Origin of the sequence: Candidatus Enterococcus myersii (assembly GCF_017316025.1) — a bacterium.
Taxonomy (GTDB): domain Bacteria; phylum Bacillota; class Bacilli; order Lactobacillales; family Enterococcaceae; genus Enterococcus_C; species Enterococcus_C montenegrensis.
The window spans coordinates 110,247-134,250 of sequence record NZ_JAFLVT010000001.1 but is presented as its reverse complement, the minus strand read 5'-3'; the positions used below and the strand labels follow the sequence as shown (position 1 = coordinate 134,250).

The window sequence follows — 24,004 nt, the reverse complement described above, 5'->3', positions numbered from 1 at the left end:
TAAAATATTAACAAAGACGATTTTCAAAATTTATTATTCCATTATTTTTTTAATCAATTTTTTAAAGCGATTGCAAAAATTGTATTTTATTTTATTACTTAGACTATTTTTAGTTAAATACAAAATATAGGAGCCTATCATGCATTTAATTAACGCCCAGACTTTTAATCCCGAAATATTATATCTCTTTGATGCCTGTTGTGATGAAGACTGGGTCGGTGAATTTCACGCCCACGATTTTTTAGAAATTTCTTTAGTGCTAGAAGGCGAATCCGAGTATTTTTTTGAAGACTTACCTCAAACAACTATTCGAGCAGGACAAGTTTTATTGTTTAACCCGGGCTACCACCATATGGAGCGCCATGTAAAACAAACGTCTCATCAATTGCATATCGGTATTAAGAATTTTACTTTACAAGGTTTGCCGAGAAATACATTTCCCCATAAAAGTCCCATTTTAAATTTGGGTCGTCACCAGCAAAATGTGTTGCAAATCGCTTGGCGCCTCTTAGAAGAACTGTATCAAGACGCACCAGAAACCCTTGTTTTGCGCAAAATTCTTGTTAGTGAAATGCTGGTGCATATTTTACGCGGCTTAGATGATACCAACGAGCGGCAACCGACTTTTCTTTCCAGTCGCCAACAACGGCAGCAAAAAATTGTTAACGATACTATTTACTTTTTGGAAAATCATTTTAAAGAAGAAATAACATTAGAACAGCTGGCACAAGCACAGTTTGTCAGCCCAGCCTACTTATCGCGCCTTTTTAAAGAAATAGTCGGTGAAAGTCCCATCAATTACTTAATCAAGTTGCGTTTAAAAGAAGCAAAGCATTTATTAAAGACGACACCTTTAACGATCAAACAAATTGCTCAAGCAACAGGTTATCAAGATGCTTACCATTTCAGTAAATCTTTTAAAAAACAATTTGGGATTGCCCCTTCTGGTTTAAGCGAAAAAAAGACATCATAGTTTTATAACTTTAGTGAAAAGTTTTGATTTGAGGAATTCTCCTTGCTATCTGCCTTTTTGTAGTGTATATTTTTAACAGCAAAAAAATTCACCTCTGAAAAATTATTTTAATAGCTGCGGCTGTTAATTTTTTTCAAGTCATCCTTTAACATAGTCCAGAGAGGCTAAGAAGGGTCCGTTGCAAATCAATTGGGGAAGTTTATCTCCATTGTAGCCATTGACGATCCTCCTGCCTAAAAGGGTAGGATTTTTTTGTACCAATTTTTTAGGAGGATTCTCATGGAAGAAAAAAATGATATTCACTTTCACAATGATGATGTCGTCTTAGACATCCACGATCGACCAGCGCCATTACATTGGTTTGGCCTAAGTTTGCAGCACTTATTTACTATGTTTGGCGCAACAGTTTTAGTACCTATCTTAGTTGGGATTAATCCAAGTATCGCTTTAGTGAGTTCAGGACTTGGCACACTTGTCTACTTGACTGTTACGAAAGGAAAAATTCCAGCCTATCTCGGCAGTAGCTTTGCTTTTATTGCGGCAATGCAAATGTTAATGAAAACAGACGGCTATCCTGCTATTGCTCAAGGTGCATTGACTACAGGTATGGTTTATCTCATCGTTTCATTTATCATCAAAAAAATCGGTACCAATTGGTTAGATAAAGTTTTACCACCAATTGTTGTCGGACCAGTCATTATGGTTATAGGTCTTGGCCTAGCTAGCAACGCCGCCAACAACGCCATGTACAACGCCAGTGGAGCATATGATTTCAAATATGTCGCAGTTGCATTGTTGACGCTTGCTGTAACGATCGTCTTCAATATGTTTTTAACAGGATTTCTAGGTTTGATTCCGATTTTATTAGGTATTATTTCTGGCTACTTAATTGCATTGGTTGCTGGTATCGTTGACTTCCAACCTGTTATTGACGCTCCTTGGTTCCAATTACCAGCCTTTGAAGTCATGTTTGTACAATATCAACCTAAACTTTATCTAAATGCCATCACAACCATGGCTCCAATTGCTTTTGTAACAATGACTGAACACATCGGACATTTGATGGTTTTAAACAAATTAACCAAACGTAATTTCTTTAAAAACCCCGGGATGGATCGTACACTAATGGGAGATGGCTTGGCACAAATCGTAGCTGGATTTGTAGGGGGACCACCGGTTACAAGTTATGGCGAAAACATCGGTGTACTTGCTATTACTCGTGTTCACAGCGTTTTTGTAATTGGCGGTGCCGCTGTTTTAGCTATCGTTTTAGGCTTCGTAGGAAAATTAAGTGCATTAATTTTAAGTATTCCTGGCCCAGTTATTTCTGGTATCAGCTTTGTTTTATTTGGAGTTATCGCGGCTAGCGGACTAAAAATTTTAGTTGAGAATAATACCAACTTTGATAAAAAGAAAAACTTATTGATTACTTCAAGTATTCTTGTAATTGGGATCGGTGGTCTAGTTTTTGAAGCTGGTACCTTCACATTATCGGCTATGGCGTTATCGACGTTAATCGGGATTTTCTTAAATCTAGTTTTGCCAGACCGTTAAATAAGAAAGGCGCCATGAACTTAATCGGCTCTTTAGTAATAAGATAAAAAGCTTCGTGGACACCCTTAGCTTTTAAGCAATATAAAAAAAAGTACCAGGGCAAAAATCTTGCCACGGTACTTTTTTTATATACGACTTTTCCTCAAAATAAGACTGCGTTTTTTTTGAAACAAAACGTTTCTGTTACGCTTTCTTTATTTTTTCAAAAATTCTTTTATTTCAGCCTGTGTTAACGCTTGCCATGGCGCCTCGTCAGAATTTGCCCCAGATTTTTCTGGATTTTCACCTTGATTCCACCATTTCGCTTCGTAACCAACGCCTTCAAACATAACCCGATCGCCGCTATGATAAACGACTTCGCTATTCCACTGAAGATAGGCATCGGCTGGTAATTGGACTTTGGGTAATGGTTTTTCCCCAGGTAAAACGGGTCCGACTAATTCCCATGGAATTTCACTTGATTGTAAAACTGGACTATCTGGTGCCTCGCCTTTTGTCCACCACTTTGCCCGATAGACATTGTGTTTCCAAACAACTTTAGTTCCTGCCAAATATACCCCTGCTTCTTGCCAAATTTCATAAGGTGAAGTTGCTGGATCATCGGCTTTTTGCAACTCTTCTTCACTTAATTCAGATACCGTTTCTCGTTTTGCATCTGCTTTGATACTTCCAGTCAATCCTTCTTTTAGTAGGTTGGCAAATTCGCCTTCTTCTTGTTTTACTCCAGTGGCGTGATTGGAAACTACTTGCGTGTTAATATTACTTTCTCGCGATTTGCGGTCACGATTGGCTGACCACATCGAAACGCGACCTAAATTTTTCTTTTTGGCAAATGTATTTAACTTGCGCGCGTCTTGCAAAGTGAAAACTTCAGAAAGAACATCATTTTGCCCAATCATTGGTGTTGCACCTAGCTTGGTCCATAATGTTTCATTGGTCAAATTAATATCTTGTTCTTGATACAAGATTTTTAATTGACGATGCGTTTGTTTTAACGCATTAATTGAATTTTCTGCCATGGACAATTTTTTATCGCGACTATCCCCATAATTCATAGTCATAATATTGACACCCGCTAAGTCAACACTAGCTGTTAATAATGTCGCCACTGCATCTGTTCCATCTTTGGTTAATCCTTTTGGTGTTGCTGGTAAGGTCAGCCAAATCGCTAATTTTTTATTTGCCTTTTTTTGTTCGGCTTGTAACTGCGCTAACGCCTCTCCTCGGCGTTTTCCTGCTTCTTTATCCGTAAGTCCTTTGTTTTCTAAATCTAAATCAATGGTATTTAATTCATAACGGTCGATGACACTTTTATAGGCTTTAGCAAGTTCTGCTGGCTTTTGGTAGGCCAATGCTAATTCATCATTTAATAAACCACCAAACGAGACAATGATCTCGCTGCCTTTTTGACGGAGACGTGCAATTCTACGATCCAAATCTAAATCGTTACTGGCTTCATCTAAAGAATATGCTGCCCCCCAACTTGGTTTTTGTCCATTTTTTTGGGCCACTACAAAAGATAAGACCACATTATCAGCGTATTGTTCAAATGCGTATTGCGGCGTTAACGTCGTATCTACATAAGACGCAAACCAAGGTGCAGTAGTTTGCTGTTTTACTTCTTTTTTCTTTGTTCCTGTCGCTACTAATTTGTCGCCATTCAAAAATAAAGTGACCGCCCCACCGATAATTACTAACACAACGAGACACCGAAAAAGCGAAAGGCGTCGGCTTTTATTTTTCTTATCATTGCTCATCACTTATTTTTCCTCCTGTGGGGTCACACTTTGGCCTAGGGCAACAGATAATGGTACTTGTTCTGAATCATCGCCATAATACAAAACAGAGCGCCAATTTAATTCTTCTTTTTTGCGATCCTCACCTGCATCTTTTGTTTTGACATCAACAAAAAGCCAGTTGATAAAATTGCAAACAAAGTCCACAATGGTATTTTTAATTCCAATATAAGCTAAGGCTGCCCAACTTGCCGTAAAGGCATTGAAGCCGGCAAAGATTGCGTTTGGAAAATTTCCGGCCGTATAAGAACGCCAGCAAATAAAAGCTGAAAAAGTAATAATTACAAGCGGCGCTAATAAATAAAGCGTTGGCGAAGCTGTGCGGTCATTTACTTTTGGTGTTCGTGCAAAAGGAATTTTTTCGCCGGTTAGATATTGTTGAATGGATTTCACTACGCCAGCTAAATTAACAGCTAACAAAATTAAATTAAAACCATAAATTCGTAAAATATCCAAGCGTTTATACCGACAGTAATGTAAATCACTCGCCATTGCGATAAAATACGGCGCTGCTGCACAAATAATATAAACACTTAATAAATTATCATCAAAGGGATAGGCTAAAAGGAAGATTAGGCCAAAACTTGCCCAAGCAATTGAAGCCATATAATTTAAGCGCATGAAAATTTCCATCATTTTAAGTGGATTTCCTTGTTGGCGCCGCTCTTTTATTGTGGCAAATAATTTGGGTAAAATTAATAAACCACCATTCGCCCAGCGTCGCCGTTGAATAATTAAAGAACCAAAATCCGGCGGTGTAGCACTATAACTTAAACGCTCCGGATAGTTATACAATTCCCAGCCATGTTTTTCTAAGTCAACACTAGACTCTGTATCTTCAATAACGGTTCTATCTTGAATAAACCGTCGGACTGGAAATCCTTGCACGATTTCTGTTTCGGCAATATCTTCTAAGGCACACTTGCGGATAACTGCATTCGCCCCTACCCAAAAAGTCGCCCCATAATGGGTTGTTCCTTGGTGCAAAATATGTTGAATGTCTGTCGTCGCACCGGCAATTCGTTCAATTCGTGAAGGACAACCGCGAAAAGAAGAATAAGGTGTTTGCGTTACCGCGATTTTTTCGTTTCCAGGTTGATTCAATAAATAAACTAGGCGCAGACAATATTCTCTTAATAAAAGTGAGTCTGCATCTAAGGTTAGTAAAAACTCACTATCTGGTACTACTAAATCGGCTTTTTGTGCTGGTGCTACTGGCAATAAGACTTTTCCGACTTCAGTCTTTTTGACTTGATAATTTTTACCCATTAAGTCGATATAAGAATTCAAATTCATTGCCTTATTGGCCTCGTGGGATAAAGAAATATATTCTTTACGTTGGAAGTAGTCCACCTCTGCACCAAAAATCCAAGTTAAGCGGCAGTATAATTGTTCAACCCGTTCAACAGGTAACTGACTCTTTTCTTCTACAACTTTTTCAACTGCCTTTGCAGTAATTGCTAATTCTTCTGCTAAGTCTAAAATGACATGATTCACAAAAAAATCATCCACGTGATCTTCATGCGGTTCGCTGGCAGCAAAATTTTGTAACCATTTGACAGCAAAATGATATTCGGCAACGACTTTTAACAGCTCCTGATTTTTAACAAAATTGGGCTGTTGTCCAGCTTTAAATTGCTCCAGAGCCTTTTTAAAACGTTGATGCGGTTTTGCCAACAGCTGATTAATGTCGCGTGCCAATTGCTTTGTCTGTTGTAGTTTAGCTGCCGCTTCTGGTGTACTCGGATTTGGTTTATCATCGATTAATAGTCGAACCAATACTTTAGGGTACTCTTGCAAAGCAGCGGATAATAGCGTTTGTCGAATGACGGTAACTTCTTCATCATAAGAAGGAACCAAAACGGTAATATCTGATTGATTTTTGGCAAAGTAGCCGTCCAACATTTCACGGGGAATGCGTTTATGCGCTTTAAAGCGTAATAACGCCCCTTGGCGCGAAAATAAATAAATCATTGCCGAAAAGCAAAGCGTGGTTACGATAATAATATAAAGTGCCGCTTCCACCGCTTTTTGAAAACTGCCATTACCCTTGGTAATTTGATAATAAATTGTCGATGCTACGTACACTGCCCAAAACACCATTGTCAAAATAATGTAGATTCGATTTAATGTCACTTTGACAACGGAAGCTTTCTCGTGCTGCTGTGGTAATGGTTGCATATTTTTTTCTGTGTTAAATTGGCGCTTCATCTTCTTGTTTTCATCTCCCCTATAATTATTCCCCTTAAAATCCCAATGCGATGCTACTACACTCGTCATTATCTAACTTTATAATTGTCAGAAAATTGCGAGCATAAAGTCACTTGTGCAGTTTAACACAAAGTTTTTTTACATAACAGTTATAATAAAATGGCGAAATAATTGTGAAAAATGAATTTTATCTCTAAGATTATCTCAACTTTACTTGCTAAACACTTTAGAAAAAACGCGTATTTATCACGATTCTTTTTTTGCTGATAAAATAAATTGGCGCAGTTTTTCGTTGTCTTATTATAAAAAAATACTCGTGATAAGTTCGATAACATATGTATTTTTACAAAAATTTGCTCATTTGGTTTTGTTATCAGCATAAGAAAAGAAGATTTTTTTCATATACCAGCCGGAAAAATTAGAAAATCAAAATAACAAATAAAATATATTAAATATGACTTATTTTGACAAATAAAATTTTACTTTGATTTTATTACAGCGTGAAGATGCAACCATTTTACTAAAAAAAGAGCACACCTACTTGGCTGTGCTCTTTAAAGGACTTTATTTTACTGTTGTTGATTCAAAATTTTAAAAGGATCAGTCTTCTTGTTTTAGTGCTGCCTTCAAGGCTAAAGCCAATGGACTTTCTGCAGCTTCTTCTTGTTGACTGTATTTCTTCACTAATTTTCGTTCTTCGTGTTTGGTCATCTTTTTATTGCGGGCTTTTTTATCAGGAATTTTTTCTGTGATCCCACAATATTTACATTTAAAGAAGGCACCATTTTTGCCTTCTAAAATTTCCATTTTTTTATGACATTGCGGACAACGATGATTGGAAATTTTGGGTTCTTTTCGCCGGCGATAGCTACACTCGCTATTGGAACAAAGATAAATTTTTCCATCTTTGGTATTTCGTTCCTTTAACTGAGAGCCACATTCTGGGCAAATTTTCGTTGTTAAGGAATAATCTTTATAGGTCTCCTTGGAATTTTTAATTTCACTAACCAAACGGGCCGTATCTTTCTCAATTCCTTTTAAAAAGGCGGTCGCAGATTCTCGTCCTTGTGCAATATTTTCTAAGCTTTTCTCCCATTTTGCCGTTAACTCTGGACTAACCAAGGAAGTATTGACTAGGCTCAACAGTTGGCGCCCTTTTGGTGTAACAGCTAAAGCATTGCCACGACGTTCCATTAGTTCTGATTTTAATAATTTTTCAATAATCTCTGCTCGAGTAGCTGGTGTTCCTAACGCATATTTTTCCATTTGTTGTAATAAACTGCCCTCAGTTGCAAGTTTGGGCGGTGTCGTCAGTTCTTTATTGATCGCAAATTGCCCTTTGACACTTTTAACCTGTTGCCAGTCAGTTTTTTCAGCTACTTTTTCATTAGCTTTTTGCCAACCACTTTGTAAAACTTTTTCTTGTCGGAAAATAAATTCACCCTCAGGAAATTGGACAACTGCCTTTACATTAACGGTAACATATTGTTCTGCAAATAAGCCTAAGAAGCGTTCTATAATAAGGTGATAAATCCGGCTTTCGTCTGTAGACATCTTTTCAAAGCGAGGCCGCTCTTCAGTCGGAATTAAAGCATAGTGGTCTGTTACTTTGCTATCATTGAAAACAGCTTTTTGTTTTACTTGGGCCCCATTTTTTAAATATTCTTTTGCCCGCGCATCCACATTTGCTAGTGCTTGAAGTCTTTCTTTTAATGTTGCCGCCACATCTTGTGGTAAATATTTCGAATCCGTCCGAGGATAGCTGACTACTTTATGGGTTTCATACAAGCTTTGGACTAATGATAATGTCTTTTTCGCTGAGTATTGATACAGGCTATTTGCTACTCGTTGTAATTCCGTTAAATCATAAGGCAATGGAGCAGACTGTCTTTTTTCTTTGGTCGTGACATCTGTTACTTTACCAATTTGGTTTTGCCAATTCGCCACAACAGCTTCTGCTTCATTCCGGTTTTGAAATTGTTGTGGATTTTTCAATTGCAGGCGCCCTTTTTCATTGCCATAAAGCAGATCCACCGTGTAATAAGTTTGTGGGATAAATTTTTCGGATTTTTCTTGCGCTTTTGCCACTAGTGCAAGTGTCGGCGTCTGTACTCTTCCGGCACTTAGACTGTCGTGATATTTGACAGTTAAAGCACGGGTAACATTTAAGCCTACCAGCCAGTCAGCTTTTCCTCTGGCAACAGCAGATTGGTATAAATTATCGTATTGTTTTGCCGGTTTTAATTGGTTAAAACCCGTTTTAACAGCTTTGGTTGTCTGAGAAGAAATCCATAGGCGTTCTAATGGTTTAGTAAAACGAATCCATTCAAAAATATAGCGCCCCACAGCTTCACCTTCACGTCCACCATCTGTGGCGATAATCCCACCGGTAATATCTTTTCGTTTGGCTAAATTTGCGATTAATTTTAATTGACGATTTGTTTTAGGAAGTGGCTTAATGCCGATGTGTTTTGGAATCATAGGCAAGGTTTCCATATTCCAAGTTTTCCACTCTTGTTTAATATCTTCTGGTAATTTTAATGTTAATAAATGACCATAGGCCCAAGTGATGACGTATTGTTCATTTTCAAAATAATCTTTTCCCTGTGGCTTGGCTCCTAATACTTTAGCAAAGTCTTTGGCCACACTTGGTTTTTCAGTTAGTACTAATTTTTTCCCCATACTGGCTCCTTTAAGAAAATTAATTGCAATCTTTTTTAAACATCTTGTTTATGATGTAAAATAATTCAATTTTTCAAACGCAATTTTGATAAATTACGTGCCTTTCATTATAACAGCTCCCTTAAAAAAGCTAAACTGCTATTAAACAATCTTACAAACTCTATTTAAGCTAGTCTTTAGTTTTTTTGATTATGAGACTTTCGACAATAAAAAAGCTTAAACCAGCCACCACAGCCAGTTCAAGCTTACAAATAATGATTAGTTGGCAACTTTACGTTTACAAACTCGTAATTTACCTTCACCGTTGATGGTTTGACACAAACGATTGGAACTTTTTTCAACTACAGCGTTGTAGTCTTTCAATAAAGCTAATCCGGTATACTGCTGCAAGTAATCATCACATTCTTCACACCAACGCTCATCGCTTTCATTCCAAAAAGCAGCTTGGTAATTCGGATGTGATTTCAAATTTGAAAAACGCGGGCTCAACTCAAGCCACTTATTTTCGTAAAATTGTTCTGCCGCTGTTAAATCGTTAAAGGTATACTCTTCTGTTACATCAGCTTGCCAATCTTCAAAAAACCACCACGGCTCATTATCCCCATACATTATAACAACCTGGTACATAGTTTATTGCTCCTTTTATTCCCCATTTGCATTAATCATACTCACGAAACGTGTGGATGACAAGAAATTCGCACCAAACTTAAATAACTATAATTATTTTTATTTAATTTGATTAAGTTTGTGAATTTTATTCTTTTTAAGAAAAAAATTTTGACAAAAATAGGCAAAAGTTTTTGCTTAGGATGCTTATTTTTTTAAGCATCCTAGACGATTGTTTTTCAAGCGGATGCTTAGTTGCCTATTTTATTTTTAAAGTTATAAAATCTGTATTTTTTTATTACTGCTCTGTTTTAAATTAAGTATAGAATAGTTTTCGTGAAACAAAACACTTTTTTTATATTTCTCATTATTTTTTTCAATAGATAAAAAAGAGAGTTAAAAACAAAAAAATACCTGAATATCAGGCATCTTCTGATCTACAGGTATCAGAAGACGCCATTTATTTCAGATATTTCAAAATTTTATTCATAATGATCATGTAAATATTGTAAAACATTCGGTGCTAATTGGGTAGCCGATTCATTATCTTGACGATTTTCTAACATACTGATAAAGAGATAGCCACTATTTTTTCCTTCATAGGCAAGTAAGAAGCTATTTTCTTGGCCCCGTTCATCTTGTTTTTCTTTAATTTCGGCGGTACCTGTTTTAGCAAAAAGTGTAAAGCCTAGACTGCTTAAACTATGAGCCGTACCATTTGGATCACTTACAACAGCCTTTAAGTCTTCATTGACTTTCTCTACACTGGAAGATTTTACAACTGCGGTTTTTTCTTTTTCTTTCGCATCTGTTACAAGCTTGGGATAAACCAGCGTCCCTTCGTTAGCAAAAACAGAATACATGGTAGCTTGTTGGATGGGATTAATTAGCAGTTGCCCTTGCCCATAACCGGTATCGGCTAACAAAATTTTGGAATCAAAACTTTTTTCGTTGCTAATTTGAGCGGGATTCATCGCTAGTGGCAGATCCATTTTTTCACCAAAAATAAATTTGTCTAAGCCACTTCGAAAAGCTTTTTCACCCATTTTCAATGTTTCTTGCGCCATGTAAATATTATCGGAATAAACCAACGCGTCTTTTAAGTCCACGCTGGCTACATCAGCTACCCGCGTGACATAGTAATCTCCCCAAGAGGAATCTTGTTGCCACTTCAAACCATTAATCGCTAATTTTTCGTTAGGATTTAGACTACCATTATCTAATCCAATCGCAGCTGTAATTGTTTTAAAGGTTGAACCTGGTGCATAACCTGTTACCAAACGATTTAAAAATGGTTTCTTTTCATCTTTTTCATAAGCATCATAATCTTTTTGGGAAATCCCATTCGTCATCTTATTAGGGTCATAGCTTGGGCTGCTAACTAAAGCTAGTAAATCGCCAGTTTTTGGTGCATTAACAACAGTCGCACCAGATTTTTCAGCCAACGCGTGATAAGCTAATTCCTGTAGCGTACTGTCGATAGTTAACTGCACTGTTTTGCCATCTTGCTTGGTATTTTCTAGTAAAACAGTTTTTTCGTTTCCTTTTTCATCGGTAATCGCTAATTTTCCTCCTGCTTTTCCCCGCAGCGTTTCATCATAAGCTGCTTCTAAGCCCGCGCGCCCAATTTGTCCTTCGCTCGTTAATTCCGGATGTTTTTTCAAATCTTCAGCCGTAATTTTACCTAAGTATCCCACTAAATGTGCTGCCGCTGCTCCTAAAGGATATTTTCGCCCCGTAATTTCTTTAATACTTGCACCTGTGGGCAAACCTTTTGCTTCATCCACAATTTTTAATGGCACAAAATAATCTGGCTTTACCCAGCTTTGTTCTAAAGCTTGCGTAATTTGTTTTTCAGTTAAATTGTAATCTGTGGCGATTTTCTTAATATTCTTTTCTTTTTCAGTACCTTCACCTAGTTTTTGCGGTACTACGCCTAATTGTTGCAGTTGTCCATTTTCTGCTAGAGGCTGATTGTTTCGATCTAAAATTTCCCCGCGCACAGGTTCATCTACTGTTAGACTTACTTTATCTTTGCCACTCATTTGAGGAAAAATCATATTTGGTCCCCATTCCAATTTAGGCTGCTCTTTTTCATAAGCCAAATACGTTTGGTACTTTAAATTTTTCAACTGACCCATAGCTGTTGCAAGCGACAATTCATAGGTCACTTGATATTTGTTATCTTTTTGTTCTGTTATTTTCAAATTAGTCATTTTGATATTTTTTGCATCGATTGCAGTAAAAATATTTTGATATTTTTCGATAATTTCTTTGTTGCTGTAGCCATTTCTTTGCGCAGTATCTGCTAACAATGTTTTAGGCAGACTTTCGTATTTTCCTTGCGCCAAATAGCGGGTGAAATCTTCCACGAGAGCTATTCTTTGTTGCTGTTTTTTTTCTGCTGTAACATGAATAATAAATCCCGCTCCTGCTACTAGCAATAAAATAATTGGAACGATAATAAAAATCGGCTTAAACGCCTTCTTTTTTTGATTCTTTTGACTTCTTAAATGTTCTGTCATTTTTATGCTCCTAATAAAATAGTTATTTTATTTTACCTTATATCCTGGCGTATATTAATTTAATGCACGCATTTTTAATAAAAGTTAACGAATTTCTAGAACTATATTTGTTTTATTTTAAACATAATAAAAAGATGCACCCGAAGGCACATCTCAATTTTTAGACATATTGTAAAACTTTTTCTTCTTTATAAGCACGGTCAATTAATCCGCCGCCAAGACATTTATCCCCATCATAAAAAACTACTGCTTGTCCGGGTGTAATTGCCCGTACAGGTGCATCAAAAATGACTTCGGCTTGGTCATTAGCTAACAAGCGGACAGTCACAGGAACATCAGCCTGACGATAACGGAATTTAGCCGTACATTTGAATTCTTGTGGCATCTTTTCATTGGTGGTGAAATGAATTGTACTTGCATCCAAACGATCTGCATACAATGCTTCATGATGGAAGCCTTGTCCAACATAAAGCGTATTGGTCGCCAAATCTTTTCCGACCACAAACCACGGATCATTTGAACCACTGCCGCCGCCAATCCCTAATCCTTGGCGTTGACCGATTGTATAATACATTAACCCATCGTGCTCACCTTTCACTTGTCCATCAAGGGTGACCATCTTTCCTTTTTTCGCAGGCAAATAGTTACTTAAAAACTTCTTGAAATTCTTTTCGCCAATAAAACAAACCCCTGTAGAATCTTTCTTCTTCGCAGTTGCTAAACCTGCCCGCTCAGCAATGGCACGAACTTCTGATTTTTCCATGCCACCTAATGGAAACAATGTTTTAGCCAACTGTTCTTGAGATAATTGACTTAAGAAATAAGTTTGATCTTTATTATTATCCACACCCCGTAACATGTGAACGACGCCATTTTCATCTTTTGTAACGCGCGCATAATGTCCAGTGGCCACATAATCGGCACCTAATTCTAATGCATAGTCTAAAAAGGCTTTGAATTTAATTTCCTTGTTACACATAACATCAGGATTTGGCGTACGGCCAGCACGATATTCTGCTAAGAAATATTCAAAAACGCGGTCCCAGTATTCCTTTTCAAAATTGACTGAATAATAAGGAATCCCGATTTGAGCGGCTACTTGCGCAACATCTTTATAATCTTCAGTTGCAGTACAGACGCCGTTTTCATCTGTATCATCCCAATTTTTCATGAAGATACCTACGACATCGTATCCTTGTTCTTTTAGCAAAAGTGCGGTTACAGAAGAATCCACTCCGCCACTCATGCCCACGACAACGCGTGTGTTGCTGTTGTCTGTCATGTAATCACCATCATTTCATTGTTAATTCCGAAAATTTAACGATTTGAAGGTCGCAACTTTTCAGTATTTGTCATTATACAACAGATGGCTAATAATTTCATGTACTTGTTTTTAAATTAGGATTTTCTTTAAAGGCAGGTTAATTAATATAGCAAAAAAAATGCCAAATATGAAATTTTATGTTTAAAAGGAAAACTTATCCGTTAAAAACAGCTTCATATTTGGCATTATTTTTAGTTCATTTTGCGATTGCGCCACCAGTAATAAAGACCTGTTAGCCCTGCAATACTACTTAGAGCAGCCGCCATAATTAAAAAGATCTGCGTGCCCCTTCCCCCTGTTGCAGGCATAAAACCTTCTGGGCGTGAATTTGTGACCGTAAATGCTATCACCTGCGTTTTCTCATCGATTACAAATTCATTGGACTCTGTTTGATTGGTTTCATTGTAATATTTAACCGAAAATTCTTTTGGTTTATTGACCTCGACTAAACGATATTTTACACCTGTTGTTAAATATTGGCGCCAATCTTTTATTAATACTTCTTTTTTAGCGGTGGTGTAAAATTTTATCTCACCTTTTGTCTTTCCTGCTTCAATTTCCCCACAACCATAGGCTACAATCGTAGCATCTGCTACTGTTTCAATGTTAAAATCAAAAGTCGCTTTTCCTGTTGCACCTTGAAGTATTTTTTTAGCTTCAAAATCAAAGGGCGGACGTTCATCGTTGGCTACATTTAAAGTCAAGTTCAAATTATCCGCTGAGGCAGCAAAATGATAATGCTCCGTCAATGTAGCTGTTACATCCCCGGCTTCATCGGTAATAACTGGCTGCTCTTTGTCTAAGGTGAAATAAGCATATTGTGAAAATAGTTGGTACCCTTTTGGTGCTTGGACTTCTTTAATGCGATAATCACCTGATCTAAGTCCGGTAAAAGATAGTAGTCCACTGTTGGAAGTTGAGGCTTCAGCTTGCTTGACGTTAATTTCTTGCCAGGTGTCTCCGTTCTTTTTTTCTAAAATGAATTTCGCACCCGCCAAGGCCTCTTCATCTTTGGAATGTTTTTTTATTGTCAACATTCTAGCATTTCCACTAATGGTACCAGAAGCACTGACATTTCTGATCTCAATTTTTTCAGTATGCGTGTTTGTTGATTTTTCACCCCACTTAATTTTGATGTGATTTTCAATATAACTTTGCTCGGCTTTTTTAGGTTTACCGCTGTACTCAATAATTAAAGGTGTACTCACCACGAAATCTTTGGCAAAGGAAATTTTGAAGCCGCCATTTTCCCACTCAAGTTGATAAGCCTCAGTTTCTACTTCACCGTCTTTGTCTATTTGTGGTTTCCAAGTATTCGTTCCTTCTTTTATTGTTTCTAAATTGGCATAATACAATTTAATTTTACCCGGAATTATATCTTGGTCTGATGAAGTATCTTCAATCACTAAGTTATGCAACCGAGCACCTTCAGGATTAACGATAGCTGTCCAAGGGATTTCCATGGTCTCTACATCAAAATCTGAAGCTGTTTTATAAACCCCACTTGCCACTTTTGTATACGATACACTAGCGGCACTTTTTGTCGTGCCACTATTCGTTACCAGCGCGGTTGTATTTAAGATTTGATTTTTATTGCCTTTTTCAGCGGCCATAATCGCTTTATCAAGTTGCGTTGCAAAACTGACTTTAAAAGCGGCATATCCCATATCTTTTTTAAACCGGATGGTAAAGCCCTGTGCTAAGGTATCTTTTGTTTGTTCTAAAACTGGTATTTCAGACCACTGCTTGCCGTCATTTTTTAGCGGGATTATTTCATAATCTGCATTGATTTCTAATTTCACTTTTTTGTAGTCGTGATACCAATCTGTAGTCGAATTTTTTTCTTTATCATCTTTTGTTTCCAACTGATAAACAACGATTTCTTGCAAATCTTGTAATGTCATACGCTGAATGAAGCTCGTGGTGTTATCATCAAATTTCCAAACATTCATATGGTCGACAATTTCATCTCCAGCTTTGATGGCGTATCCTCTTGTGTTTGCTAATATTTCCCAGGTGACAGAAGAATTTTTTATATCAAGCGTTCCTCTTTTTTTCAATGCATCAGCAACTTGGACATTGTTCGTCCACCCCGTATTCGCCTGGGCATGGCCTTGATACGTGCCTTGTAGTGCTTCGATTGTATTAAACAAATAATTACTAATCGGCACTTGCGGTACAAGTTCTGGTGTATTGCCATATTTTGTCGCAATTGCTAACCAGATTTTTTTACCAGCATGTTTTTCATTAATCTTCAACTGAAATCCAGCTGCTTTCTCCCCTGTTTTCAATGTATCAGATTGCAATGCAATTCCAGCATCAGGATCGGCTATTATTGTCCCTGCTGTTGTAGTTAACTTGCCGTTATCAATCGTAAGCGTGATATCTACTGTGGGAATTTCACGAAATTCTCCATTTTCATCTTGATAAGCGACAATTATGCCTTTTTCCTTTAAATAGGGTTGATTAATTCCTTCATTAAATTTTTTTCCAGTTACAAGGACTGCCTCTTTTGCCAGCGTGCTATCTTTATTCCAATAATAAGCGAGACCATTTTTATAAAAGACGCCTTCTTTTAACCGTAATGCGGCATCGTTAATTAAAATCTCACCTGCACCTGGTATTGTCACAACCGAAGCTGACCATAAAATCGTTTTATCGCTAAAGTTACTATCAACACTTTCGTCAAAGAGCGTTTGTCTGATTACTTGTTTTTCAACAGCTAACGAAGTAAACGTACTAGAAGCTGCCGTTAAGTCGCCGCCGCTGATTTTATTTTCCACTAAAGTCTGGCCTTTAGTATCCTCATGCTTACTTTGATAGGTGACGATATAGCGCCCCTTTGGTATTTTTTCACTGAAGGATAATGTAAACTGACTTTCTTTTGTGTCTTTAAGCGTAATTAAATCGTGGTATTGTTCTGGTGTAGTGGCGATATTAGGAAATACTTGTTGCCCTTTTTTTAATTCGGCAAAAACTTTAAGTGTCTTAAAATCGATTTGACCATCGTTTAATTCATCAATAAAGTCAATTTTCTCATTTTTGTCCCGATGATAAATGACGGTCCATTCAATAATACCGTTGCCCTTACTAACAGCTGACTTTTGCAAATGATCATAGTAGTATTCCGTTTTGGCTATTGCCTCTAACTTACTACTGCCGGCGATGTTACTTTGAACCCTGTTGCTAATCTCACTGGGATGATTGTCTTTTAAAATCGTGGTGTATTGAATTTTGACCGGCCCTGTTATCTGGGTATCAATTCCGTCATTCCAATGGTAAAACAGCAAGGAAAATTTACTATCATTATTTTTGTCATACGTAATTTTATAATCTTTTCCTGCTAGTAATTCTTTGGCCTTACCGTCAACTTCCATTGTAATTTTAAACAATTGAAAATCTGCCAATTCGCTAATCTTTGCTGCCAAATCTGTCGGCGGCAAGTAAAACCCGGCCTTGGCGCCACTCTCTGGATAAAGTGTTGTGATATCTTCATCGGCAATGCGCAAGTCTTTAATTGGAACAAATTTACTTGGATCCTTTTTATCCCGACCAGGTGTAACGGTGATTTCCCACTCCAAGAGATGGTAGTCTTCTTTAGCTAAAGTAACCTTAGTGGGCGCTTTACTTACACCTTTTTGCAGGCTGTACTCATTTTTTACCGGTTGAATTTGAATCGTTTCTTTAATTTCAGCATCTTTATCAAGCATTACATCAATGCTTTCTGTCACTTCTTCTATGACCACTGTAGAAGTTAAGTTCATTTCACCTTGAACATTCTCTTTACTCCAATTTTCATTATTAAATGTAACCGTCCATAAATGATTTTTGCCGTCTTTGCCCCCATTTTTTTTAATGGTGAATTCTCCTCTTTTTTCACCATTAATTGTCAGCATTTCTTTTATATCACTTTCCAAATAGATATCCCCAGAAATTTCAAAACTAAACTCAAAATTTCGTTCTCTATTTTCATCTGCATCAATTTCTGCTTTGACTTTTGCTCCTGCTGGTGTCTGAAAAAACTGATCCAAATTAAAGTGATACTGCAGGCGAATCGATGTGTCTGAAAAAATAAATGGTGGCTGTGTTTCATCTACACTTTGCCAGTCGCCATTACCTTGTTTTGTTTCAAAGCTGACCTTATCAATCGGCCACCCTGATAGATCTGTTGGCATTTTAATCGTAATTGGTGTCACTACTTTTTGCTTTACAACGGGTGGTGTTTTTTCAGTTGCTGTCTGATCAACGGCGTGTTTTTTATCTTCATCATTTTCTTTTTGATGGGGGTTAGTTAATGTATGCGTTTTCTCTGTTGCTGATAAAGCATAATTGGGTGTTGGTTCTTCTTGCAACAAGTCAAAATGAATCGTCGGACGGACGTCTTTTGTTGTGGTAAATGTAAATTGCCCTTCACTTTTTGTTGTGCCACTAGTCTTGTCTGACTCACTTTTTTCCTTTAGCCAATTTGTTTCTGTAAAAAAGTCGTTTCCAGAAAGCGGCTGAACAATTTTGTCATCACTAATTTTTATCGCAAGCTGTGTTGCGGTTACACCGGTGTTTTTAACATAATGAAATGTCCATAATAAATGATCATTGCCTTGTATTTCTACTTTGTGGTCGATCTTCAAAAAATCGTTATTGACCAAATAATTTTTATCACTGCTTGCTTTGGGACGCCACGTAAACATACTCCCGCTCATAGCTTCTAAAAAAGGAAAAAGTAGACAGATGCATACCATAAAAATTATTTTCTTATTTTTTATCTTCATATTTAACCTCACAATTCTTTTTATTTTCTAATCTTTTTATAATTATATAACAATTATGCTTTCCGGCGCAATTTTTAACGGCAAGATAAAAAGACGGTAAACGCTTGCTATTCTCACAAAATTTCAAATTAGAAATAAAAAAATTTATTTAAGAGATAATTTTCAGAATAAAAAAAAGAAACAAAAGGAAAATTCCTTTTGTTTCTTTTTGAAGATCCAACTTTTTAAAAAAATATTTTAAGGTTATTTTATTAACGAAGTTTAGCCAATTCTGCTTCTTTCTTGGCTGCAATCAGATCAATTTGATTTTCTGAGATGGGAGTTCCAAAGGGCAATTTTTCTGGTAAGAAATCAATTTCTGGTGCATCGACGCCGACATTGATATTTTCTTTAATCGGTACACTATAATGATGCACATGTCCATGCAAATTACGAATGTTTTTGGTGACCCCCAACAACATGGGATAATGCGTCAAATAATACTGATGGTGATTAAATTTGATAATGATCCCCACATCTGCAAACTGAAATTTTGGCTGACCATTTGATAAGATTCTATTATTTTTTTCTAAAAATTTGAAAAACGTGCGATGATCGTGATTTCCTTTAATAAAAATTATCTGCCCATTCAAACGCATCAGTAAAGCTAAAATCTCCGGGTAGCCTGCCTCATAAGCAGGATGCATTGCAACATCCCCTAAATGGTATACAGTATCGCCTTGTTTTACAACAGCATTCCAGTTTTTTATCATTAATTCATGCATTGTTTGCAGATCTTCAAATGGGCGCGGTGCAAAATCATTGTCCCCTAGTAAATCTTGATGGAAATAATGAGTATCGGATGTAAAAAATTTCATTTCGCTCACCTACAATACTGCCAATGGCTGCTTTTTGGTTGGAGCAAGATAACGTGCTGCAATTTTTTGCCACTCTTTTTTGGTTAACTGGATTTTTGCTGCAGCTAAGTTTGTTAGGACATGATCTTTGTTGCTCGATTGCGGAATTGCCAATGTCTTTTCATCCCGAATTGCCCAAGCTAAAAGCAATTGAAAAATAGAAACCCCATGACGAGTAGCAATTTCTTGTAGTCCACCATCTTGCAAAAATTGATTACCTAAACTATCCCCTTGTGCAATCGGAGAATACGCAATTAGTGGCACTTGTTGCTTATTCAGCCAAGGAAGTAGATCAAATTCAATGCCGCGGCTACCTAAATTATATAAGACTTCATTGGCAGCACAGTTTTTGCCAGCTGGTAGTTGCCACAGTTCTTGCATATCGGATACATCAAAATTTGAAACGCCCCAATTTTTAATCAAACCACTTTTTTTAGCATCCTCTAATGCAGTGACTGTTTCAGCTAAGGGCACTTCTCCTGGCCAATGTAGTAAATACAAGTCAAGATAATCCGTCTTTAATCGCTTCAAACTAGCAGCTAAACTTTGAGGCAATTTTTCTTTTGTAGCATTCCAAGGGTAAACTTTTGAAATTAGATAAACGTTTTCCCGCGAGACAGACTGTAGCGCTTTTCCTACTAACTCTTCTGAATTGCCATCTCCATACATTTCGGCTGTATCAATTGCGATTTTTACCGTTGAACTTGCTTGTTTGAGACCCGTTTGCAAAGCTGCTAATTCTGCTGTTCTTTTTACTAAGTCGTCTCCCATATGCCACGTTCCTAAACCAATCGGGTAAATCTTTTCGCCAGCAATTTCCATGTGTCTACCTCCATCTCGCTTTTCTTACTTCAAGTATAAACCAGCTTTATGATTGGGTAAAAAAATTACTATTAGCAAATATAAATTTCCCAAATTTCTCAAGATTTTGACTTATTGTCGCTGCGAGTTCGTGCATAAAGCTAGCCACCTAAAAAAGCTGGCTGCACGCGGTCTGCACGCTAACGTTAGCAACATGACAAATTTTTTCGTACAAAACTTATGATTGGTTACAAAAAAACCACCAGCAAAAGCTGGCGGCGGCAAATTTTTAAGCAACTTTTTCAAAGAGGCCACGACTAATAAAGCCATCCATTAAAAAGTAAAATTTATCTTGTAACATTTTATGTTGTGGGTCTTTAAAAATATTTACTGCTTTTAAACCATTAGCTGTCGTAATTGACATTTTTAAAGTTTCTATTTCCCCATCAACGGTGATTTTCAATTTGAAGCCTTCCTTACTTTGAGGTGTTGCTTCAAGTGGTTGAATTAATTGAAAATTCCCCCCATTTGTTTCTTTAAAACCATTATCGCGCAATGTGTATTTCTTTGCCTCTGGGTCTAATTGGTACATAACGTTTGCACCTAACACCGTTGCCTTTTTTTGAAATGCCATCTATTTTCCCCCCTGCTTTTTAATTGCTGGTAATAAAACTTGCCGCTTTCATAAAAAATTAGCCTTAACTTTTGCAATCTCTTATTTTTACTACTGACTTTATTACCGCTACAATCTGATTGTCTCTTTAATTATAAAAGTTTTCTGAGTGTTTGACTACTGCTCTTTCGTTATTTTTGGCAAGCCGCAATTAGTTTTTCAGCAAAATATGCGACATCTTCTGCCGTATTACCAAAACCAAAGCTGACGCGAATGGATTCGTGGATTGCATCACTGTCTTTGCCATACATGGCTGTTAGAACGTGAGAAGGTTCAATGTTGCCGGCCGTACAAGCAGAGCCTGTTGAAATCGCTTGGCCTTGTAAATCTAATTTCATTAACAATAAATTGTTATCCACATCATTCAATTGTAAATTTAAAACATGTGGCAATTTATGCGTCACATCACCATTTATATGATAAGCAATTTTTGCTTCGTCTAATTTTTTTAGCAGTAATTCTGCCAATTTTGCGTAATGAGCTTTATTTTCCAATTGTTTTTCTGGGGTTAGAATTTCTACCGCTTTTGCCATGCCAATAATTCCCACTAAATTTTCAGTCCCGGCACGTCGCTTTTCTTCTTGTTCTCCACCATGAAGATAACTTGGTAAGTTTACGCCATCTTTTTTAAACAAGAAGCCTACGCCTTTGGGTCCGTTAATTTTATGCGCTGAAATACTGAATAAATCAATATTATTTTCGTAAGGATCTAAAGCAGTTTTTCCAAAAGCTTGAACTGCATCCGTATGAAAAATAGCAGGATGATCTTTTAACAATTCACCGATGGCTTTGATGGGTAATAAATTCCCTGTTTCATTATTGGCTGCCATCACAGATACTAAGATTGTCTCCGGACGCAAGGCATCTTTTAGCGTTTCTATTGCTAATTGGCCTTTTTCATCGACGGGTAAATAGGTAACTTCAAAGCCCTGTTTTTCCAAATAGTGCATCGATTCTAAAACAGCCGGATGTTCGATTGCAGTGGTAATCACATGTCGCCCTAGTTCTTGACGAGCAAGAGCGGTGCCGATAATTGCGGTGTTATCTCCTTCTGTGCCGCCACTGTTAAAAATAATTTCATGGGCTTTCACCCCTAAACTTTTGGCAATTAATTGCCGACTCGCTTCTAATTTTTCGTGGGCTTTGCGACCAAAGCCATGTACGCTAGAAGGATTCCCAAAAATTGGCATCGCTTCTGTCATCGCTTTTATTACTTCTGGGTGTAGCGGTGTTGTTGCCGCATGATCCAAATAAATTTCTTTCACTCTCTTCACCTTTTCTTGTGCATACTAGGGTCATTCTAGCATAAAAAGAATTTTTTATTAATTGATTACCATTTTTCCTTTTTCGCCAAATAAAAAAACTGTACCAAAAGTTTGATACAGTCCAAATCGTAATTGTATTAGCTTAAGCGAAATCTTTTTCTTCCAAACGGAATAGGGGACTCATTGGTGTATTTTCGTGAATTCGTTTCACAGCTTCTCCCATTAATTGACCACAAGTGATATACGTCAAATTATTAGGATGGCGACTTTCATCTGTAAAACAAGAATCTGTCACACAAATATCTGTAATATCTGCACTTTCCAAGTTTTCTTTTGCTGGCGGTGATAATAGTGCATGGGAAGCACAAGCATAAACTTCTTTGGCACCTGCTTCTTTTAACAAGCGCGCTGCAACTTTAAATGTATTCCCCGTATTTAAAATGTCGTCCACCATAATACAAGTTTTTCCTGTGACATCGCCGATTACATAACCGCCGTTTTCATCACTTTCCTCTTGGTCGACAATCGCCAATGTTGTATTTAGATACTCTGCTAAGCTGCGGGTTCTGTTGACCCCGGAGTTCTTCGGTGAAACAACCACAAAGTCGTCTCCAAACATTTTCTTTTCCCGATAATATTTGGCAAAAAGCGGCATCGTAAATAAATTGTCCACTGGAATATCAAAGAAACCTTGAACTTGAACGGTATGTAAATCCAACGTCAAAATTCGGGTTGCACCAGCTTCTTGTAACATATTCGCCACAAGCTTAGCTGTAATTGGTTCATGAGGTCTAGCTGTTCTGTCTTGACGAGCATAACCATAATAGGGTAAGACAACATTAATTGTCTTCGCACTTGCTCGTTTCATTGCATCGATCATAATCAACAATTCCATATAATAATCATTAACAGGTTGATTTGTTGCTTGAATCAGATACACGTGCGCACCTCGCACACTTTCTTCGATACTAATTGAAATTTCACCGTCGCTAAATTGCTTAATCGCACATTGGCCTAATTTTGTGCCAAAGACAGCAGCAATTTTTTCTGCTAACGGTTCATTTCCATTCAAGCTAAAAATTTTCAACGATTGATCCTGGTATTGTTCCCCCATGATAGCCTCCTTAGTTATTGGCAGTTCTTTGCGCTAGTCATTTTTTATGACAAATTCTTTTTCATTCTAACATCTTTTCACTCTTTTTTGAACTGTAACAGCTGGTTTCCCTCTTATCTATTTTAAGGTAACGAAATGGTCCCATTAATCCAGCTAGCAGGGATAACTTTATGATAGTTTCCCCAGTTATCATGAACTTTAAGCCATTCTTTCCCTGTTTCGTCTTTTTTATAACCATACGCTACTACCCAGTGGTTCCCATAGGTGCTTCCTTTAAGTTTCATTAAACCGACAATTACTGGTTTACCTTGTAGCAGACGTTTTTTTACCCGTTCTAAGCCACCAACAGGAGTTTGACGGGCTCTAAATGGTAATTTAAACAAACGAAAATAGCGGGAAAGACCGTGGGAAACTTGTAAAGAAATAGTTGGAAAATCAAAAGGTTGAATGATTACCCGTAGTAAATCTTGCAATGCTTTGGTATTTTCACTGCCATTTTGACGAATGTGTTCAGGCACAATTGTTTTTACAAGATGATCTTGGTAGTAACACAAAAAAACTGTTGCCGCGCTTGTGCCACATAGATAACCTGATTTGGTGGTGATGTTGCGATAAGGATAAAATTCTGATTCTGAAATCCCTAGCCATTCATTTGTAATTGTCATCTTCTCACCTCGCGATAAGTATAGCATAAGTTTGTTAGTTGAGATTTTCTGAGCTAACGTCAAAAAATTCTGAACGTTTTCTTTGTGAAAAAGCTTTCTGTGTATGATAATAGGTAATGATACGAAAAAATGGGCAGATTGTCCCAAAAT

General features: G+C 37.1%; 15 protein-coding genes. 2 read left to right on the top strand and 13 right to left on the bottom strand.

The annotated features are described in order from the left end of the window. The first annotated feature begins 139 nt into the window (after window positions 1-139). Together JZO76_RS00690 and JZO76_RS00685 are read left to right on the top strand one after the other, a co-directional pair. A complete protein-coding gene (locus JZO76_RS00690; RefSeq protein ID WP_206902254.1) occupies window positions 140-973 on the top strand; it encodes a helix-turn-helix domain-containing protein in 834 nt (277 codons plus the stop codon). 279 nt (window positions 974-1,252) lie between these two features. Beyond that, window positions 1,253-2,527, top strand: coding sequence for a solute carrier family 23 protein (locus JZO76_RS00685; protein WP_206902253.1), 1,275 nt, complete (start codon window positions 1,253-1,255; stop codon window positions 2,525-2,527). Between the two features lie 194 nt (window positions 2,528-2,721). Here the strand turns inward: JZO76_RS00685 and JZO76_RS00680 are convergent, their stop codons facing one another. From JZO76_RS00680 to JZO76_RS00620, 13 genes are all read right to left on the bottom strand, one after another. Continuing rightward, on the bottom strand, window positions 2,722-4,284 hold the full coding sequence (locus tag JZO76_RS00680; RefSeq protein WP_206902252.1) for a chitinase: 1,563 nt from the start codon (window positions 4,282-4,284) through the stop codon (window positions 2,722-2,724). Between the two features lie 3 nt (window positions 4,285-4,287). Beyond that, window positions 4,288-6,534 carry a glycosyltransferase family 2 protein gene (locus tag JZO76_RS00675; protein WP_206902251.1) on the bottom strand — a complete coding sequence of 749 codons (2,247 nt, stop codon included), beginning with the start codon at window positions 6,532-6,534 and terminating at the stop codon, window positions 4,288-4,290. A 600-nt stretch (window positions 6,535-7,134) separates the two neighbouring features. After that, the gene (locus JZO76_RS00670) at window positions 7,135-9,216 is read right to left on the bottom strand and encodes a DNA topoisomerase 3 (protein WP_206902250.1); all 2,082 of its coding nucleotides are present in this window, start codon (window positions 9,214-9,216) and stop codon (window positions 7,135-7,137) included. Between the two features lie 258 nt (window positions 9,217-9,474). Then, window positions 9,475-9,843 (bottom strand): DUF1033 family protein, encoded by a 369-nt coding sequence (locus JZO76_RS00665; RefSeq protein ID WP_206902249.1) that lies wholly within the window; start codon window positions 9,841-9,843, stop codon window positions 9,475-9,477. A 461-nt stretch (window positions 9,844-10,304) separates the two neighbouring features. Then, complete coding sequence (locus JZO76_RS00660; RefSeq protein WP_206902248.1) at window positions 10,305-12,347, bottom strand: penicillin-binding transpeptidase domain-containing protein; 2,043 nt, start codon at window positions 12,345-12,347, stop codon at window positions 10,305-10,307. Between the two features lie 160 nt (window positions 12,348-12,507). Then, window positions 12,508-13,629 carry a tRNA 2-thiouridine(34) synthase MnmA gene (gene mnmA, locus JZO76_RS00655; RefSeq protein ID WP_206902247.1) on the bottom strand — a complete coding sequence of 374 codons (1,122 nt, stop codon included), beginning with the start codon at window positions 13,627-13,629 and terminating at the stop codon, window positions 12,508-12,510. 233 nt (window positions 13,630-13,862) lie between these two features. Then, on the bottom strand, window positions 13,863-18,359 hold the full coding sequence (locus JZO76_RS00650; RefSeq protein WP_242595713.1) for a SpaA isopeptide-forming pilin-related protein: 4,497 nt from the start codon (window positions 18,357-18,359) through the stop codon (window positions 13,863-13,865). A gap of 332 nt (window positions 18,360-18,691) precedes the next feature. Next, entirely contained in the window at window positions 18,692-19,297 is a 606-nt protein-coding gene (locus tag JZO76_RS00645; protein WP_206902245.1) for a metallophosphoesterase, read from the bottom strand. Between the two features lie 9 nt (window positions 19,298-19,306). Continuing rightward, window positions 19,307-20,158 carry an aldo/keto reductase gene (locus tag JZO76_RS00640; RefSeq protein ID WP_206902244.1) on the bottom strand — a complete coding sequence of 284 codons (852 nt, stop codon included), beginning with the start codon at window positions 20,156-20,158 and terminating at the stop codon, window positions 19,307-19,309. A gap of 268 nt (window positions 20,159-20,426) precedes the next feature. After that, complete coding sequence (locus JZO76_RS00635; RefSeq protein WP_206902243.1) at window positions 20,427-20,771, bottom strand: DUF1831 domain-containing protein; 345 nt, start codon at window positions 20,769-20,771, stop codon at window positions 20,427-20,429. Between the two features lie 170 nt (window positions 20,772-20,941). Further along, window positions 20,942-22,075: a cysteine desulfurase family protein gene (locus JZO76_RS00630; protein ID WP_206902242.1), complete on the bottom strand. Its 1,134-nt coding sequence runs from the start codon at window positions 22,073-22,075 to the stop codon at window positions 20,942-20,944. Window positions 22,076-22,217: 142 nt separating this feature from the next. Continuing rightward, the gene (locus JZO76_RS00625; RefSeq protein ID WP_206902241.1) at window positions 22,218-23,189 is read right to left on the bottom strand and encodes a ribose-phosphate diphosphokinase; all 972 of its coding nucleotides are present in this window, start codon (window positions 23,187-23,189) and stop codon (window positions 22,218-22,220) included. A gap of 122 nt (window positions 23,190-23,311) precedes the next feature. Beyond that, a complete protein-coding gene (locus JZO76_RS00620) occupies window positions 23,312-23,854 on the bottom strand; it encodes a hypothetical protein (protein WP_206902240.1) in 543 nt (180 codons plus the stop codon). Between the last annotated feature and the right edge of the window lie 150 nt (window positions 23,855-24,004).